Origin of the sequence: Xanthomonas arboricola pv. juglandis, from assembly GCF_001013475.1 — a bacterium.
GTDB classification, from domain to species: Bacteria; Pseudomonadota; Gammaproteobacteria; order Xanthomonadales; family Xanthomonadaceae; genus Xanthomonas; species Xanthomonas arboricola.
In genome coordinates this window covers 44,817-60,970 of sequence record NZ_JZEF01000007.1, presented here as the reverse complement: position 1 = coordinate 60,970, position 16,154 = coordinate 44,817, and the positions used below count along the sequence as shown (strand labels likewise).

Below are 16,154 nucleotides of genomic sequence, written 5' to 3'. Positions count from 1 at the left end.
GATGGTGGGCGGGCAAGGGCCCTGCAGCAAAGCCGCAGATCAACCGCTCCACGATTGAGCTATCGCATGGGCAACTGCTTCAACGACCGACTATCTCGACTGGTCCTTGCCCGCTCACCGTCGCGGGACCTTACGCGGCATGGATGCCGCGTAAGAGCCTACAAGGACGTACTTGCGGCGTGTCCCGCGATGGTGGGCGGGCAAGAGCTCTGCAGCCAGGCAGAAGATCAGCCGCTCCGCAAGTGATCTATCCGCACGATGCATCACTCAAAAACAAAACAAACGAGATTTGAGCCTCGGTGTCCTTCGAATTTAGACACTAAAGAACCCGGGCATCAACTCTTGTTGCCGCCGCACCACTACCACTGCACGGCCAAGTCGTTAGAGCCGCTGTTCAAGCGATTGCCATCACGGCATCACGGCCAGGTGACCGTCGCAGTCGCCACCAGATGATTCTGCGAATTCTGCCGACCAAAGCCGAATTCCGCCGCCTCGCTGGTGTCGTAATAGCCCAAGCTCAAGCCCAGCGGACCGAAGGCCTTGCCGACATTCACGCCGAAGTCGTTGTAGTCGTGATCCACCTGACTCAGCGACGAGGTATAGACGCTGTGCCCCGCATGCGCGCCGAAGGTGAAGTCGTAGGGCAGCGACCAGTTGGCATCCAGCGCGTAGTAGTAGCCATCGGTCTTGGTGCCGTAGAGATCGTTGGTGTAGGCAACGGTGAGACTATAGGTTTTCAGGAACGTGGTCTTGGTGATCAACTCGGCGTAATTGGACGCACCCGCTCCTAGATACTGGTAGCGATTGACCATCACATCGAAATTGAAGTTGGTGCCCAGATCGGTGTTGTAGCCGACAAAGCCATCCACTTCCCAATCCGGATCACCGGCACCGTAGTCGACATTGGACGTCCAGGTGCCGATGTACAGGCCAAACGGCGTCTTGTAGGTGAGTCCGGCCTGGAAGGCGGGCTCTTCATTAGTTTGCGAAATGCCGCGGAACAGATAGTCACTGGTCACCGCGAAAGTGCCGCTGAAGGGAGAAGCGGCGGCTTCTTCGTCCTGCGCCTGTGCCAACGGCACCACACCGAGCAACAGCAACGACAGACAACACGCGAGCGAGGACGGCTTCATGGACATCTCCTGGAACGATGGGCGGTCGGATTGCGCAAGGCGGGCCTGTCATGACTTATTAGTCCAACTGTCATTGCAGCGCAACATACAAGTCGCGCTCGCTTGACCCAGCGCACAAGCTTGAGCGCAGATGACGCTGGTCAGCGTTCTGTCTCATCGACCGCCCGCGCGGAATCTTGATGGGCCGGGAGTGGAGATTTGGGATTAGCAGGGATTCGCTTCGCTTCTGCGAATCCCCAATCCCCAATCCCGAATCCCGAATCCCGAATCCCGGCTTAGATCAGACCGGAAACACGCCGTAATGCCGCGCGGCCAGCCGCAGCTGCTGCCCGGGCTGAAAGCTGCCCGCTGATGCCGGCAGCTCCACTTCCACCTCGTTGCCTGCCGGCTCCAGCGTTGCACGCAGACGCAGACGCGCCCCGCTGCGCTGCGACCAGGCCACCGTGGCCGGCCAGCCGGCATCGTCCGGCACCAGATCTTCCGGCCGCACGTAGACCTCTACCGGGCCGGCCGCCAGCGCGGCATTGGCTGCCGGCAAGGCATGCCCGGCGACTTGAATCTGGCCTTGCGCCAGCACACCGGGGATGCGGTTTACCGCTCCCACGAAGGAGTACACGAACGGCGAGGCCGGCTTGTCGTAGATCATCGCCGGCGTGTCGAGCTGCTCGATACGGCCACGGTTGAGGATCGCCACCCGGTCGGCCAGCTCCAGCGCTTCTTCCTGGTCGTGGGTGACGAACACCGTGGTCAGGCCGGTCCGTTCGTGCAGCTCGCGCAGCCAGCGGCGCAGATCGCGGCGCACCTGCGCATCCAGCGCACCGAACGGCTCGTCCAGCAGCAGTACGCGCGGCTCGATCGCCAATGCACGCGCCAAGGCCACACGCTGCCGCTGGCCACCGGACAGCTGGGTGGGATAGCGCTGCTCCAGACCCTGCAACTGCACCAGCGCCAGCAACTCCTCCACGCGTGCGCGGATACGCGCTTCGGCCCAGCGCTCGTTGCCGCGCCGCACCCGCAGGCCGAAGGCGATGTTCTCGAACACGTCCATATGCTTGAACAGCGCGTAGTGCTGGAACACGAAGCCGACCCGGCGCGACTGCACGCTCATGCGGGTGGCGTCTTCGTCGCCGAACAGCACCTGCCCGCCATCGGCATGCTCTAGCCCGGCCATGATCCGCAGCAAGGTGGTCTTGCCCGAACCGGACGGGCCCAGCAAGGCCAGCAACTCGCCCTGACGCACATCCAGGGTGATGTCGTCCAGCGCGGTGAACGTATCGAACTGCTTGCGCAGGCGGTGGATGCGGATGCCCATGTTCACCTCAATGTCGATGGTTGGCGGCGAGCGAATCGCCGTGCCGCCATTCCAGGTACGTCTTCAGCGCCAGCGTCAGCAGCGCGGTCAGTGCCAGCAACGAGGCACACGCGAACGCGGCACTGTAGGCGTATTCGTTGTAAAGAATTTCCACGTGCAGGGGCAGCGTGTTGGTACGCCCGCGGATATGCCCGGACACCACCGACACCGCGCCAAACTCGCCCATCGCACGCGCCGCGCACAGCAACACGCCGTACAGCAGGCCCCAGCGGATGTTCGGCAGGGTCACCCGCCAGAACATCTGCCAGCCGTTCGCGCCCAGGCTCAATGCGGCCAGTTCTTCATCGCTGCCCTGCTGTTCCATCAGCGGCATCAACTCGCGCGCGATGAACGGGAAAGTGACGAAGGTCGTTGCCAGCACGATGCCGGGCAACGCAAACACGATGCGCGGCAACTGGATCAGCAACTCGCCAAAAAACGGCAACTGCAGCCGCCAGCCTTCGTCGATCAACGGCCATGCCCAGCCGCTGCGGCCGAAGATCAGCACGAAGATCAGGCCCGCCACCACCGGCGACACCGAGAACGGCAGGTCGATCAGGCTGATCAGCAAGCGCTTGCCGGGGAATTGGTGCTTGCTGACCGCCCACGCCGCCGCCACGCCGAACACCAGGTTCAGCGGCAGCACGATGGCAGTGACAATCAGGGTCAGCTTGATCGCCGACAATGCATCCGGGTCGACGATCGCGCGCAGAAAGGTCTCCCAGCCGCCGCGCAGCGCCTCGGCGAACACCAGCACCAGCGGCAGCAGCAGGAACGCCAGCAGGAACAGCAGCGCCCCCGCAATCATCAACCACTGCACCCAACACGGCTCGTTGGTGGCCGAGTCGGTGATGCGGCGGGCCTGTTCGGTCATCTGGCGGGTGTGCAACATGGCAGGCAGCGGCGAAACAGCATCGTTCATGCAGTCCTCCGTTGATAGCGCAGCAGGCGTGCCTGCAGCGTATTGACCACCAGCAGGATCACGAACGACAGCAGCAGCATCGCCGCGGCAATCGCGGTGGCACCGGCATAGTCGAATTCCTCCAGCCGGATGGTGATCAGCAGCGGCGCGATCTCGGTCGAATTGGGCAGGTTGCCGGCGATAAAGATCACCGAGCCGTACTCACCCACGCCCCGCGCGAAGGCCAGCGCAAACCCGGTCAGGACCGCCGGCCAGAGCCCAGGCAGCACCACCCGCCACACCGTCTGCCAGCGCGATGCGCCCAGCGTGGCCGCGGCCGCCTCCAGCTCGCGCTCGCTCTCGGCCAGCACCGGCTGCACCACCCGCACCACGAACGGCAACCCGACGAACACCAGCGCCAGCACGATGCCAAGCTGGGTGTAGGCCACCTTGATGCCGATCGCCTCCAGCCAGCGCCCGACCCAACCGTTGCCGCCGTACAACGCGGTCAGCGCGATGCCGGCCACCGCGGTCGGCAATGCGAACGGCAGGTCGATCACCGCATCGAAGAAACGTTTGCCAGGGAAGCTGTAGCGCACGAACACCCAGGCCACCCAGGTGCCCATCACCGCATTGAAGGCGCCGGCCGCGAAAGCGGTGCCGAAGCTCACCCGCAGCGCCGACAGCACGCGCGGCTCGCTCCACACCCGCCACAGGCCGTCCCAGCCCAACCCGCTGGTTTTGATGAAAATGCCCAGCAGCGGGATCAGCACGATCAATCCCAGCCAGGTCAGCGTGATTCCAAGACTCAAGCCCAGCCCCGGCATCACGCGTCGGCGCGGTGACGGCGCTGGGTGGGGTGCAACCGACATCTGCATCGCCTACTTTTTTGCCTGGATCTGATCGAACACGCCACCGTCGGCGAAGTGTTCCTGCTGCGCCTTGTCCCACGACCCGAACGCTTCCTGGATGGTCACCAGCTTGATGTCCGGGAACCGCGCCAAATCGGCAGGGTCGGCAAATTCCGGATGGCGCGGCCGATAGAAATGCTTGGCCGCCAGCTTCTGCCCTTCCGGCGCATACAGGTAACGCAGATAGGCCTCGGCCACCTCGCGGGTGCCGTGCTTGTCAACATTCTTGTCGACCAGCGCCACCGACGGCTCGGCCAGGATCGACAGCTTGGGCACCACGATCTCGAACTTGTCCTTGCCCAGCTCTTCGCGCGCCAGCAGCGCCTCGTTTTCCCAGGCCAGCAGCACATCGCCGATGCCACGCTGCACGAACGTGGTGGTGGCGCCGCGCGCACCGGTATCCAGCACCGGCACGTTGCGGAACAACGCCTGCATGTAGCGCACGATGCGCTCGCGGTCGCCCTTGAAGATGCGGTCGGCATACGCCCAGGCGGCCAGGTAATTCCAGCGCGCGCCGCCGGAGGTCTTGGGGTTGGGGGTCACCACCGCCACGCCGGAGCGCAGCAGGTCCGGCCAGTCGTGGATGTTCTTCGGGTTGCCCTTGCGCACCAGGAATACGATGGTCGAGGTGTACGGCGCGCTGTTGTCGGGCAGGCGCTTTTCCCAATCGCTGTCGATCAGCTTGGCCTTCTCCGCGATTGCGTCCACGTCGTAGGCCAGCGCCAACGTGACCACATCGGCCTCGATGCCGTCGATCACTGCGCGCGCCTGCTTGCCGGAGCCGCCGTGCGAGGTTTCCACCGTCACCGTGTCCTGCGGATGTTGCTGTTTCCAATGCGCGGCGAACGCGCTGTTGTAGTCACGATAGAACTCGCGGGTGGGGTCATAGCTCACATTGAGCAGACCGATGTCGCGCGCGCCAGCCGGGCCGGCCAGGGCCAGCAAGCTGCACAACAGGATCGACACGAAGCGGTAGCGGGGGTGGGTCACAGCAATCTCCAAACCGTTGGGGCGCAGCTGAACAGCAAGCATGCCATGCTGCGCAGCGGCACGCAGGCGGTGAAATGACATCAAGGCCGCACCTTATGCCGATTTTGCATGACGTAGTGGTATGCCACCGTGATCGTTAAAATCATGCGTCTCTTGCCACTGCGACCGCCATGACCAACGCTCCCGCTGCGCTGACTGCCCATTACGCCGCCGAACTGGAGGCGATCCAGGCCCAGGGCCTGTTCAAGTCCGAGCGCATCATCACCGGCCCGCAGTCGGCGCAGATCACCCTCGCCGACGGCCGCAGCGTGCTCAACTTCTGCGCCAACAACTACCTGGGCCTGGCCGACCACCCGGACATCATCCAGGCCGCCAAGGACGCGCTGGACACCCACGGCTTCGGCATGGCCTCGGTGCGCTTCATCTGCGGCACCCAGGATTTGCATAAGCAACTCGAGCGCACCATCGCCGACTTCTTCGGCACCGAGGACACCATCCTCTATGCCGCCTGTTTCGATGCCAACGGCGGCCTGTTCGAACCGCTGCTCGGCGAGCACGATGCCATCATCTCCGACGCGCTCAACCACGCCTCGATCATCGACGGCGTACGCCTGTGCAAGGCCAAGCGCTTCCGCTACGCCAACTGCGACATGGCCGACCTGGAAGCGCAGCTGCAGGCCGCCGATGCCGCCGGCTGCAAGACCAAGCTGATCACCAGCGACGGCGTATTCTCGATGGACGGCTTCATCGCCCCGCTGGACGAGATCACCACCCTCGCCCGCAAGTACAACGCGCTGGTGCATATCGACGAATGCCACGCCACCGGCTTTTTGGGCGCTACCGGCCGCGGCTCGGCCGAGGTCAAGGGCGTGCTGGACCAGATCGATATCTTCACCGGCACGCTGGGCAAGGCGATGGGCGGCGCACTGGGCGGCTTCACCACCGCCAAGCGTGAAGTCATCGAACTGCTGCGCCAGCGCTCGCGTCCTTATCTTTTTTCCAATTCACTGCCGCCGCACGTGGTGGCCGCAGGCATCAAGGCGTTCGACATGCTGGATGCCGCCGGCGAGCTGCGCACGCAGCTGGTCGACAACACCCGCTACTTCCGCGAGCGCATGACCGCCGCCGGCTTCGACCTCAAGCCCGGCGTGCACCCGATCAGCCCGGTGATGCTCTACGACGCGCCGCTGGCGCAAAAATTCGCCGAGCGGCTGCTGGAAGAAGGCATCTACGCGATCGGCTTCTTCTTCCCGGTGGTACCCAAGGGCCAGGCGCGTATCCGCACCCAGATCAGCGCCGCGCACACCCGCGAGCAGCTGGATCAGGCGATTGACGCCTTCATCAAGATCGGCCGCGAACTGGACGTCATCCAGCACTGATGCGCTCGGTGCTGCGCCAACGGCTGCTGCTCGCGGCGCAGACCGATACCCAGGCGCGGCTGTTGGATGGCAACTGGGAAACCCGCTGCCTGCATTGCCGTCGGCGCCTGCAACTGCGCGCCGATGGCGAACCGTTCGGGCACACCACGCTGGAACACGTGATCCCGCAGGCCTGGTTCGGCCGTCGCGCGGCGGCGGCCCTGTGTGCGCTGGTCGGCGACGATGCGAATGCAGCGCGCAATCTCGCCCTGGCCTGTGCCGGCTGCAATCACGCCAAGGGCCGACGCCACGATGCCAACGGTGCCGGCGACGCCCGCGCCGTCGAGGTGGTCAATGCCTTGCTCAGCGCGCGTCTGGCGCGCTGGCGGGAGCCGCCGTCAGCGCGCTGACTTCCGCTGGACTGAGCATCCGCCACGCACCCTTGCCCAGCTCGCCCATCGCCAGCGAGCCGATCGCCACCCGCACCAGCCGCAGCACGCCGATCTCCACAGCAGCTAACAAGCGGCGAATCTGCCGATTGCGGCCCTCGTCCAGCACGATCTCCAGCCACGCATTGCGCTCGCCTTCGCGCAGCACGCCGACCCGCTTGGCGCGCAGCAGCACGCCCTCGCCGTCCGGATCAGGATCGACCACGCCGGCCTGCAGTTGCGCCAGTTGCGCAGCGCTCGGGCGGCAATCGATCTGCACGTGATAGGTCTTGTCCGGCCCGGTCATCGGGTCGGTCACCGTGGCGGCCCATTGCGGATCGTTGCTGAAGAGCAGCAGGCCTTCGCTGGCCTTGTCCAAGCGCCCGACCGGGGCGATCCATGGCAATCCGGCGCCATCGAAGCAGCGATACACCGTGTCCCTGCCCTGCTCGTCGCGTGCGGTGGTGACCACGCCGCGCGGCTTGTTGAGCATCAGGTAGCACCGCGCCGGCCCGGCCAATGGCTGTCCGTCGACACGGATGGTGGAGTGCTGATCGGTGCGGATCGGATATTCGGGATCGCGTATTACGCGCGCGGCCACGCTGACCCGCCCGTCGGCGACCCAGCGCGCCGCTTCGGTACGCGAACACACGCCCAGTTTGGACAGCACGCGCGCCAGCCCGTGGCGTGGCGCGGTGGTTGCCGTGGTCGTACCGGAGGCGCGCGATGCGCCCGCCGGACCACGCGTGCGCTGCCGGGACGTTGCCGGCGCAGGCCGCCGGGTCATGCCGTCCCGACCGCGCTGCTTACTTGTTTTCGACCGACTTGGCGTCGGCCGCAGGCGTTGCCGTTGCGGCAGCAGCCGGAGCCGGTGCAGCCACCGGGCGTGCCTTGACCACACGCACGCCGCGCGCCTTCATCCAGGCATCGAATTCTTCGGCGGTCATGCGCTTGCCGTTCTGGCTCATGTCAAAGCGCCACGGCGTGTTGTCGAACGCGGTGGTGGCCTTGTAGGCGGCCGGATCGTTCGGATTGACGGTGCCGCCGGGCGGAATGACCTTGGCCAGATCCTGGCAGCCTTCCACGCGCAGACGCAGCAGCACGCGGTCCACCGACTGCTCGGTGGTGTAGGGCTGTGCCAGCACGCCGGTGGGCATGCCCAGCTGCACGCTACGGGTGTAGAACTCGGCAGCCGCCGGCGCGATGACGGTGGCGGGCAACGGCAGCGGCTGGGACACCGTGCTGCCGGCGCAGTTCGGAGCGGCGTAGGCGGCGGGAATCAAGGCGAGACAGAGCAATCCAGCCGTAGCAGTACGCAGCATCGGGTTCTTCCAATTATGAGTGTGGTGTTGACGCGGCGAGTGTAGGCAGCGATGAACGCCGTTTCAACCGGAAGCGTGCCTGGATGGCAACACAGACAGGATTTGCACCGCCTGGGCGCAGGTTTTGCGGCCCCACAAAGACAAAACCCGGCGCAAGGCCGGGTTTTGTATGCAACAGCTAGCGGTCCAATTAGTTCTGGACGTTCAGCTCGGTACGACGGTTCTTCGCACGGCCTTCCGGATTGTCGGAACCATCCGGGTTGGCGTTCGGAGCAATCGGACGGCTCTCGCCGTAGCCGATCGGACCAACCAGACGCGACGCATCGACGCCGTTCTTGGTCAGGTAGTCGTACACGGTGGTCGCACGACGCTCGGACAGCTTCTGGTTGTACTCGTCGGTACCCTTCGAGTCGGTGTGACCAGCAACCTCAACCTTCAGGTCGGGGTAACGCTTCAGGATCTCGGTCGCTTCGCTCAGGATCGAGACGGCGTCCGGACGCAGGGTCGACTTGTTGAAGTCGAAGTTCACGCCCTTCAGATCGATCGACACAGGCACCGGGCAACCGTCCGGACCGATGGTCTGGCCAGGCTGCGAAGCCGGGCACTTGTCGTCGCAGTTGTTGACGCCGTCACCGTCGTCATCCAGGTCTGCGCAGCTCGGAGCAACCGGAGCCGGAGCCGGCGGCGGAGCGGTCGACGGAGCCGGTCCCAGCGGGATCACGACGCCGACCGAAGCCAGCACGTCGCCGAACCAGTCTTCCTGCGGAGCAGCAACGCTCTGGTCGTTGAAGTCAGCGCGGTAGGCCAACTCGGCACGCACGGCGACGCGCTTGTCGAAGGTGGTCTGCAGACCGACACCAGCCTTGGCGGCAAAGTTGCCGTCCTTCTGCTGGCCCGGCGAAACCGGGTTCGGGGTCGCGTCGAATTCTTCTTCCGAACGCTGGTAGCCCAGACCGAACAGCAGGTAGGGGTTCCAGCCGCGGCCTTCCTGGATGAAGTGGCGACGCAGGTCGAACGAGATGCCGTACTGGCTCCAGTTCTGATCCTGGTTGGCATCGAAGTTCGGGTTCTGATAGTTCAGCTCGCCGTCGATCGACCAGTTCGGGCTAACGAACTTGCCCAGACCCAGGGTGACGAACGGGGCATCATTGGTCAGACGATCGCTGTCCTGGAAGTTGAAGCCAGCGCTACCGGTCAGGTACCAACGGTCATCGAACTCCTGCGCGGAAGCAGCCTGGGCAACCGCCAGACCGCCGAGCAACGCGGCAGTGAGAATTTTCTTGTTCATGTGTATACAGCTCCTTCTTTGGGAGATAAAACCGATAGAGGCGTTGTTCTTGGTAAAGATGCTCGTCACATCCAGAGCCATCGGGGCGCAGATTAAGCCGGCTTCAGTGAAGATCGCGTTAACGGTCATATAACATGTGAAAGCAATCACCAGAGCCGGCGATCCCCTTCAATACTACGTATACAGTTTCATGAAGGGAAGGACCGCGCACTCAGTTTGCACATCTGACCCGCATGAACCGCAGCCCAATTAAGCCAGTTGAATACGCTGGCGGATCCACCTTGCCGGCGGGCTGCGCAGTGATGCGAAAACCACATTGGTGAACGCCAGGCCCCGTCCGAGCTGAATTGTGGGGTCGGTGGTTGCAGCGCGACGGCTTCACAACGCACCCTGAACTCCCCACCTGGAGCGACCCGATGAAAGCTGTCGTCATCACCCGTCATCTTCCAATCGACGATCCCGCCGCACTGCTTGACATGGAACTTCCGGCCCCGTCGGCCCCTTCGGGGTATGACTTATTGGTGCGTGTCGAGGCGATCTCGGTCAATCCGGTCGACACCAAGGTGCGCGCACCCAAGCCGCAGACGCTGGATGCGCCGAAGATCCTGGGCTACGACGCGGCCGGCGTCGTCGAAGCGGTAGGCCCCGAGGTCACCGCGTTCGCAGTCGGCGACGAGGTGTATTACGCGGGCGATATCGGCCGTCCGGGCAGCAATGCGCAATATCAGCTGGTCGATGCGCGCATCGCCGGCTGCAAGCCCACCTCGCTCAGCTTCGCCCAGGCCGCGGCCCTGCCGCTGACCACGTTGACCGCCTGGGAGCTGCTGTTCCAGCGCATGCCGTTCTCTTTCGACGGCGCGCGCAATCGCGGCAAGCACGTGCTGATCATCGGTGGCGCGGGCGGCGTGGGCTCGATCGCGATCCAGCTGGCGCGGCATGCCGGCTTCAGCGTGATCGCCACCGCCTCGCGGCCGGAGACCATCGAATGGGTGCGGCAGATGGGCGCCCAGCATGTGATCGACCATCACCAGCCGCTGCAGCCGCAGTTGCAGGCCTTGGGAATGCAGAGCGTGGACGCCGCGCTCAACCTGGCCGACACCGACCGCTACTGGGAGCAACTGGGCGAGATCCTGGCACCGCAGGGGCATGTGGGCTTGATCGTGGAGCCGCGCGGCCCGCTGTCGATCGGCGACCCCTACAAAGCCAAGTGCATCGGCATCCACTGGGAGCTGATGTTCACCCGTGCCCGCTACGCAACCGAGGACATGGTCGAGCAACACCGCATCCTCAACCGTGCCGCCAGCCTGATCGATGCGGGCGAATTGCGCACCACCCATACCGAAACGCTGTCGCCGATCAATGCGCAGCAATTGCGCGAGGCGCATCGACGGCTGGAAAGCGGCAGCACGATCGGCAAGCTGGTGCTGGCGGGTTGGTGATCGGCATTAGTGCTTGAGTGCGGCTGCTGCATGGGGCCTGGACGTGTTGGCTTGCGCATAACCTGTTGGCTTGCACATAAGTCAGGGAAGCAAGGCCGCAGCTCACGCGCTTGAATCAGCGGCAAAGCGGGACTGGCCTCCTGGTCGTGCGGTCCGCGTTGCTGCTGTGGCGTCGGCGTAATCGCCTTGCGTGCGCCGAAATGCACGCAAGGCGATCTGTTCCGCGACAGGAACGCGGATGTGGATCGGCTCTGTTCTATTAGAGCGTTGCCACTGCGATCACGGCGGCCAGCGTGGCGCTTGGAACGCGGCCGCCAAGCGAACGCAACTGATTGAAACGTCGGCGAGCGCCGGATCGCACGCCAGCCATCCAAGGCCGTCTCGTTTGTTGTTTGCGCAGCTGGGCGCGCTGTTACAGATAGAGGTGGAGCGCCCCCAGCTGATGCGCGGCCAGCTGCGGATACCCTCCGCCCCGCCCTCGTCCCACGCTGCCGACAGCACCGGTCGCGTGCGTCAAGACTTGCCGCCAGGCCTGTTTACCTGCATCGTGCGCACTCCGTACGCCAGCGTATCCACACCATGTCGCCCGCCACCGGCCCGTCCGTCTCGTCCTACCCGCACCTGTTCGCACCGCTCGATCTGGGCTTCACGCAACTGCGCAACCGCGTCCTGATGGGCTCGATGCACACCGGTCTGGAAGACCGGGCGCGCGATTTCCCCAAACTGGCCGCGTATTTCGCCGAGCGCGCTGCCGGCGGGGTCGGCTTGATCGTCACCGGCGGCTTTTCGCCGAACGTGGTGGGCTGGCTCAAGCCGTTCGGCGGCAAGCTGTCGTGGCCGTGGGAGGTGCGCCCGCATCGTCAGGTCACCCGGGCGGTGCATGCGCACGGCGCGAAGATCTGCCTGCAGCTGCTGCATGCCGGGCGCTACGCCTATCACCCGCTGTCGGTGGCGCCGTCCAGACTCAAGGCGCCGATCAACCCGTTCACTCCTCGCGCGCTATCGGCACGTGCGGTGGGTCGTCAGATCGCTGCCTATGCGCGTGCGGCGCGGCTGGCGCGCGACGCCGGCTACGACGGTGTGGAGGTGATGGGATCGGAAGGCTATCTGATCAACGAATTCACCGCTGCGCGCACCAACCAGCGCAGCGATGCCTGGGGTGGCGATGCGGCCAAGCGCATGCGCTTTGCGGTGGAGATCGTGCGACGCATCCGCGAGGCCTGCGGGCCGGACTTCATCATCATCTACCGGCTGTCGCTGGTGGACCTGGTCGAAGGCGGCAACCAGTGGCAGGACATCCTGACGCAGGCACAGGCGATCGAGGCGGCCGGCGCGACCATCATCAATTCCGGTATCGGCTGGCACGAGGCACGCATCCCGACCATCGCCACCTCGGTACCGCGCGCGGCATTTGCCGGTGTGACCGCCAAGCTCAAGCCGCACCTGCGCATTCCGGTGGTGGCCACCAACCGCATCAACATGCCCGAAGTGGCCGAACGCATCCTGGCCGACGGCGCCGCCGACATGGTGTCGCTGGCGCGCCCGCTGCTGGCCGACCCGCAATGGGCCAACAAGGCCCGCACCGGCCAGTCGCACGCCATCAATACCTGCATCGCCTGCAATCAGGCCTGCCTGGATCATGTGTTCGACAACAAGCTGGCGAGCTGCCTGGTCAACCCGCGCGCAGCGCACGAAACCGAACTGATCTACGCACCGACCCCCAACCCCAGGCGCATTGCGGTGGTCGGTGCCGGCCCGGCCGGCCTGGCCTGCGCGACGGTGACCGCCGAGCGCGGTCACCACGTCACCTTGTTCGATGCAGGCGATGCAATCGGTGGGCAATTCAATGTCGCCAGGCGCATCCCAGGCAAGGAAGAATTCAATGAGACGCTGCGCTACTTCGGCCACCGCATCGACGCGACGGGGGTGCAGCTGCGCCTGAATACCCGGGTCGAAGCGGCAGACCTGAAAGACTTCGACGAGATCGTGCTGGCCACCGGCATCGAGCCGCGCAAGGTGGACTTTCCCGGCGCCGATCACCCGATGGTCGTGAGCTATCTCGACGTGGTGCTGGGCCGCCATGTCGCTGCCGACAAGGTCGCGATCATCGGGGCCGGCGGGATCGGCTTCGATGTCGGCGAATTTCTCGTGCACACAGGGCCATCGTCGTCGCTGGACCCTGCGCGCTGGATGGCCGAATGGGGCGTGGACCCCAGCTTCGAAACGGCTGGCGCATTGGCCAGGCCGCAGCCCGAGCGCCCTGCCCGCCAGGTCTGGCTGCTGCAGCGCAGCCCCGGCAGACCCGGCGCGCGCCTGGGCAAGACCACCGGCTGGATCCACCGCGCCACGCTCAAGGCCAAGGGCGTCAAGATGCTGGGCGGCGTGGAATATCTGGGCGTGGACGACGCCGGGCTACGGATCCGCGTGGAAGGCGCCGAACAATTCCTCGATGTCGGCACGGTGGTGATCTGCGCCGGGCAGGAACCGCGCCGCGACCTGCTGGCCGCGCTGCAAGCCAACGGACAGCAACCGCATCTGATTGGCGGTGCGGATGTCGCCGCCGAACTGGATGCCAAGCGTGCGATCGATCAGGCCTGCCGACTGGCGGCGAAGTTGTAACACGCGCTGCTGCAAAGCGCTGAACGCCATAGCAGCCTGCTCGCGACGCCTGCATGAACCTCCGTGCGAGTGTCGTATTAGCCGGAGTGCCCCACCATCAGCGCCGATGGTGGCGGTGGTGGAGCGATGACCGGTCTGCTCATCCGATGTCGGCGCAGGCGTCTACGCCGGCGCCCGGTGCGCCAGATCGGTGCAGGCTCCGCACTGCCATCGATCTGGCGCCCAACAATGCGAACGCCGCTGATCGGCGCAGCGCGGTACATTCTTTTTCCTGTCGCGCAGCTCGGCTATAACCCGCACATGCCCTCGACGCTGACTGCAACGCTGCCTCCCATCCTGCCGCCGGCAGCGTTGCGGGCCTACGTTGCGGCGCATTTCGGCAAAAGCCTGTTGTGGTACACCGGTGAGTTACTGCTGATTTTTGCGTTGACCGAATACGTCGGATTGAGCGCGGTGGCTGCCGGCGTGTCGGTTGCCGGCGGATTGGTCGTCAGTGCGGTGATGGGCATGCTTGCAGCGCGACGCTGGAGCGCCGGCGTCAGCCTGGCCTGGGCCGGCCGGTCGCAATGGCGCGGCATCGCCTTGGCAGCGATCGCCCTGGCGCTGCTGTTCGTGACACCATCACTTCCCGCCGATGTCCACCTGATCAGCGTATTGCTGCTCAGCCTGCCCTTCCGGGCCGCCTATGCGGTCGGTGACGTCGCACAGAACACCTTGCTGGGATTGGGCCACTGGCCCTGGCGTGGCGCGCGCGGCGTCAGTGCGTTGCGTCTGATCGGTAGCGGGTTGGCCGCACTCTTGGTCAGCGCCGCGATCGGCCTGGTTCTAAAGGCCGGCACACCTGCCGCCGCATCGACTGCGTTGATGGTGGTCGCGCTGGTCAGCAGCATCGCACTGCTGTCGTCATGGTGGTTACGCAACGCACTGCAGCCTTACACGCATACGGCTGCCGCCACGCCATCGCCGCTAGCTGCCTCTTGTTGGCGGCGCGATCAGTTGCTGCCCTTGGCGGCCATCGCCGCACTGGCCTTGGCATTGCCGACTTTCACAAAATTGGCGCCGTATCTGGCGCAGTCGCGTACCGGCTCGGCCGGCTGGGGCAGCGCGGTGTTGATTGCATATGCGTTGGGCAGCGTTTGCATACAGCCCCTGGCAGCGCGTTGGCCGACCGTGGCAATGCGTCGACTGGGCCTGAGTGGAGCCGCGTTGTCCGTACTGGGATTGCTCTTCGCCATCGCCACGTCTCGACATTACGTGCTGGATGCCAGCCTGGCCTTCGGCATCGGTTTGGCGGCCGGTAGTGCCGGGCAATGGGTGTGGGCACGCCATGCAGAACTTGCTTCGCGCCATGGTCCCGCACAGCAGGCGCGCGAAAGTGCGGCACTCACCGCGATAGCCCAACTCGCGCTGGCAGCCGGCAGTGGCGTGATCGGACTGCTGCTGGGCACATCCGACTATCACATGGGAAACGATGCGCATCTGGCGTGGGCGATGGCCTTGGGGCCGATGCTCTGCGGCGTGTTGTGCGTGCTGATCGCCTGGATCGGCAGTGCATTTGCAATACCTGAAAAACGCAGGCCTGTTGCAGCAATACCGTCGAGTCAGGTCTGACAATCTCGAGCGGGCCACGCTGATTTCCAACGCGTGCGCATAAGGCTCTGCGCTGACTGCAGTTGTGGTCTTCGGCAATCGCCCTGCATGTCTGCATGTCTGCACGTCTGCACGTCTGCACGTCTGCACGTCTGCACGTCTGCACGAAATTATTCGCACCATGTCAAACTTGATGCGTGTGATTCAAGACGCCTGATGCGTTCGAACATATGCACTGCGCATAAGCAAAAGAGGCAGCAAGCGGGCAGTGCGATTGCTGCATGGCCAACGCAGATGTGCCATCTGATACCGTCGAAAGAATCGTGATCGAGACTTTGACGATCTCGGTTGCATATCGTCGTGCAGCAACTACAAGCCATCTAAAATTCCGTTGACGCATTTGTGCGCGATGCATATGCAAGCTTGGCGCGCGACTTGGTGATGCGATGCTAGGGAAAATCACGTCGTGGCGCTTCGTGCTCACTCGTCACAATCAACGCGCATCGAGCAACTCGGACGCCTCTTCTAGTGATTCCAACACCGCGTTCTACGATGCACATGCGAGCGTTCGATGCATGATCCGGGCAGCATAAGACACCACGCACAGAAAGTTCCTTTATGCACCCCGCGTTCGCATCTCGATGCATCCCCGCTGCGATAGAAAACGGCAGTACGCAAGCACATCCATCAGTGACGATGATGTGTAGCGCAGCCTGCCAATGACGCTATACGCGTAACTCACGCGCAACGCATGCGTATCTCGAACAACCGCGCAGACGTGCAACACTGCGCGCGCACCGTGTCGATATCGGTTACAGCATCGC

General features: G+C 64.5%; 13 protein-coding genes. 5 read left to right on the top strand and 8 right to left on the bottom strand.

Going from position 1 to position 16,154, the window contains the following annotated elements:
- Positions 1-416: 416 nt before the first annotated feature.
- The 5 genes from XARJCFBP2528_RS21240 to XARJCFBP2528_RS21220 form a co-directional block, all read right to left on the bottom strand.
- Positions 417-1,133, bottom strand: coding sequence for a TorF family putative porin (locus XARJCFBP2528_RS21240; protein WP_047125069.1), 717 nt, complete (start codon positions 1,131-1,133; stop codon positions 417-419).
- 280 nt (positions 1,134-1,413) lie between these two features.
- Complete coding sequence (locus XARJCFBP2528_RS21235; RefSeq protein ID WP_016902217.1) at positions 1,414-2,445, bottom strand: sulfate/molybdate ABC transporter ATP-binding protein; 1,032 nt, start codon at positions 2,443-2,445, stop codon at positions 1,414-1,416.
- Between the two features lie 7 nt (positions 2,446-2,452).
- A complete protein-coding gene (gene cysW, locus XARJCFBP2528_RS21230; RefSeq protein ID WP_047125068.1) occupies positions 2,453-3,406 on the bottom strand; it encodes a sulfate ABC transporter permease subunit CysW in 954 nt (317 codons plus the stop codon).
- Positions 3,403-4,263 (bottom strand): sulfate ABC transporter permease subunit CysT, encoded by an 861-nt coding sequence (gene cysT / locus XARJCFBP2528_RS21225; protein ID WP_039523812.1) that lies wholly within the window; start codon positions 4,261-4,263, stop codon positions 3,403-3,405. The genes cysW and cysT overlap by 4 nt, the downstream gene beginning before the upstream one ends.
- Positions 4,264-4,266: 3 nt before the next feature.
- Positions 4,267-5,367 carry a sulfate ABC transporter substrate-binding protein gene (locus tag XARJCFBP2528_RS21220; RefSeq protein WP_047125067.1) on the bottom strand — a complete coding sequence of 367 codons (1,101 nt, stop codon included), beginning with the start codon at positions 5,365-5,367 and terminating at the stop codon, positions 4,267-4,269.
- An 89-nt stretch (positions 5,368-5,456) separates the two neighbouring features.
- Here XARJCFBP2528_RS21220 and kbl point away from each other — a divergent pair, with 89 nt between their 5' ends.
- Together kbl and XARJCFBP2528_RS21210 are read left to right on the top strand one after the other, a co-directional pair.
- Positions 5,457-6,665: a glycine C-acetyltransferase gene (kbl, locus tag XARJCFBP2528_RS21215; RefSeq protein ID WP_047125066.1), complete on the top strand. Its 1,209-nt coding sequence runs from the start codon at positions 5,457-5,459 to the stop codon at positions 6,663-6,665.
- Positions 6,665-7,054, top strand: a complete 390-nt coding sequence (locus XARJCFBP2528_RS21210) for a hypothetical protein (RefSeq protein ID WP_016904182.1) — start codon at positions 6,665-6,667, stop codon at positions 7,052-7,054. Before kbl ends, XARJCFBP2528_RS21210 begins: the two co-directional genes overlap by 1 nt.
- Here XARJCFBP2528_RS21210 and XARJCFBP2528_RS21205 read toward each other — a convergent pair.
- From XARJCFBP2528_RS21205 to XARJCFBP2528_RS21195, 3 genes are all read right to left on the bottom strand, one after another.
- On the bottom strand, positions 7,008-7,859 hold the full coding sequence (locus XARJCFBP2528_RS21205) for a pseudouridine synthase (protein ID WP_016904181.1): 852 nt from the start codon (positions 7,857-7,859) through the stop codon (positions 7,008-7,010). The two genes, XARJCFBP2528_RS21210 and XARJCFBP2528_RS21205, sit on opposite strands and share 47 nt — an antisense overlap.
- Before the next feature lie 19 nt (positions 7,860-7,878).
- Positions 7,879-8,394 (bottom strand): hypothetical protein, encoded by a 516-nt coding sequence (locus XARJCFBP2528_RS21200; protein WP_024938551.1) that lies wholly within the window; start codon positions 8,392-8,394, stop codon positions 7,879-7,881.
- A 190-nt stretch (positions 8,395-8,584) separates the two neighbouring features.
- Positions 8,585-9,682 carry an OmpA family protein gene (locus tag XARJCFBP2528_RS21195; RefSeq protein WP_016904179.1) on the bottom strand — a complete coding sequence of 366 codons (1,098 nt, stop codon included), beginning with the start codon at positions 9,680-9,682 and terminating at the stop codon, positions 8,585-8,587.
- A 416-nt stretch (positions 9,683-10,098) separates the two neighbouring features.
- Between XARJCFBP2528_RS21195 and XARJCFBP2528_RS21190 the strand changes: the two genes are divergently transcribed.
- The 3 genes from XARJCFBP2528_RS21190 to XARJCFBP2528_RS21180 all read left to right on the top strand — a co-directional run bounded on the left by XARJCFBP2528_RS21190 (position 10,099) and on the right by XARJCFBP2528_RS21180 (position 15,351).
- Positions 10,099-11,121, top strand: coding sequence for a zinc-binding alcohol dehydrogenase family protein (locus XARJCFBP2528_RS21190; protein WP_026064741.1), 1,023 nt, complete (start codon positions 10,099-10,101; stop codon positions 11,119-11,121).
- A 579-nt stretch (positions 11,122-11,700) separates the two neighbouring features.
- The gene (locus XARJCFBP2528_RS21185) at positions 11,701-13,740 is read left to right on the top strand and encodes an NADPH-dependent 2,4-dienoyl-CoA reductase (RefSeq protein WP_016904176.1); all 2,040 of its coding nucleotides are present in this window, start codon (positions 11,701-11,703) and stop codon (positions 13,738-13,740) included.
- Between the two features lie 300 nt (positions 13,741-14,040).
- Positions 14,041-15,351 carry an MFS transporter gene (locus XARJCFBP2528_RS21180; protein WP_039810588.1) on the top strand — a complete coding sequence of 437 codons (1,311 nt, stop codon included), beginning with the start codon at positions 14,041-14,043 and terminating at the stop codon, positions 15,349-15,351.
- The last annotated feature ends 803 nt before the right edge of the window (positions 15,352-16,154 follow it).

What these genes read in the sequence shown, in the direction of transcription:
- XARJCFBP2528_RS21240 (WP_047125069.1), bottom strand. Translation starts at nt 1,133, where the DNA reads ATGAAGCCGTCCTCGCTCGCGTGTTGTCTGTCGTTGCTGTTGCTCGGT.
- XARJCFBP2528_RS21235 (WP_016902217.1), bottom strand. Translation starts at nt 2,445, where the DNA reads ATGGGCATCCGCATCCACCGCCTGCGCAAGCAGTTCGATACGTTCACC.
- cysW (WP_047125068.1), bottom strand. Translation starts at nt 3,406, where the DNA reads ATGAACGATGCTGTTTCGCCGCTGCCTGCCATGTTGCACACCCGCCAG.
- cysT (WP_039523812.1), bottom strand. Translation starts at nt 4,263, where the DNA reads ATGCAGATGTCGGTTGCACCCCACCCAGCGCCGTCACCGCGCCGACGC.
- XARJCFBP2528_RS21220 (WP_047125067.1), bottom strand. Translation starts at nt 5,367, where the DNA reads ATGTCATTTCACCGCCTGCGTGCCGCTGCGCAGCATGGCATGCTTGCT.
- kbl (WP_047125066.1), top strand. Translation starts at nt 5,457, where the DNA reads ATGACCAACGCTCCCGCTGCGCTGACTGCCCATTACGCCGCCGAACTG.
- XARJCFBP2528_RS21210 (WP_016904182.1), top strand. Translation starts at nt 6,665, where the DNA reads ATGCGCTCGGTGCTGCGCCAACGGCTGCTGCTCGCGGCGCAGACCGAT.
- XARJCFBP2528_RS21205 (WP_016904181.1), bottom strand. Translation starts at nt 7,859, where the DNA reads ATGACCCGGCGGCCTGCGCCGGCAACGTCCCGGCAGCGCACGCGTGGT.
- XARJCFBP2528_RS21200 (WP_024938551.1), bottom strand. Translation starts at nt 8,394, where the DNA reads ATGCTGCGTACTGCTACGGCTGGATTGCTCTGTCTCGCCTTGATTCCC.
- XARJCFBP2528_RS21195 (WP_016904179.1), bottom strand. Translation starts at nt 9,682, where the DNA reads ATGAACAAGAAAATTCTCACTGCCGCGTTGCTCGGCGGTCTGGCGGTT.
- XARJCFBP2528_RS21190 (WP_026064741.1), top strand. Translation starts at nt 10,099, where the DNA reads ATGAAAGCTGTCGTCATCACCCGTCATCTTCCAATCGACGATCCCGCC.
- XARJCFBP2528_RS21185 (WP_016904176.1), top strand. Translation starts at nt 11,701, where the DNA reads ATGTCGCCCGCCACCGGCCCGTCCGTCTCGTCCTACCCGCACCTGTTC.
- XARJCFBP2528_RS21180 (WP_039810588.1), top strand. Translation starts at nt 14,041, where the DNA reads ATGCCCTCGACGCTGACTGCAACGCTGCCTCCCATCCTGCCGCCGGCA.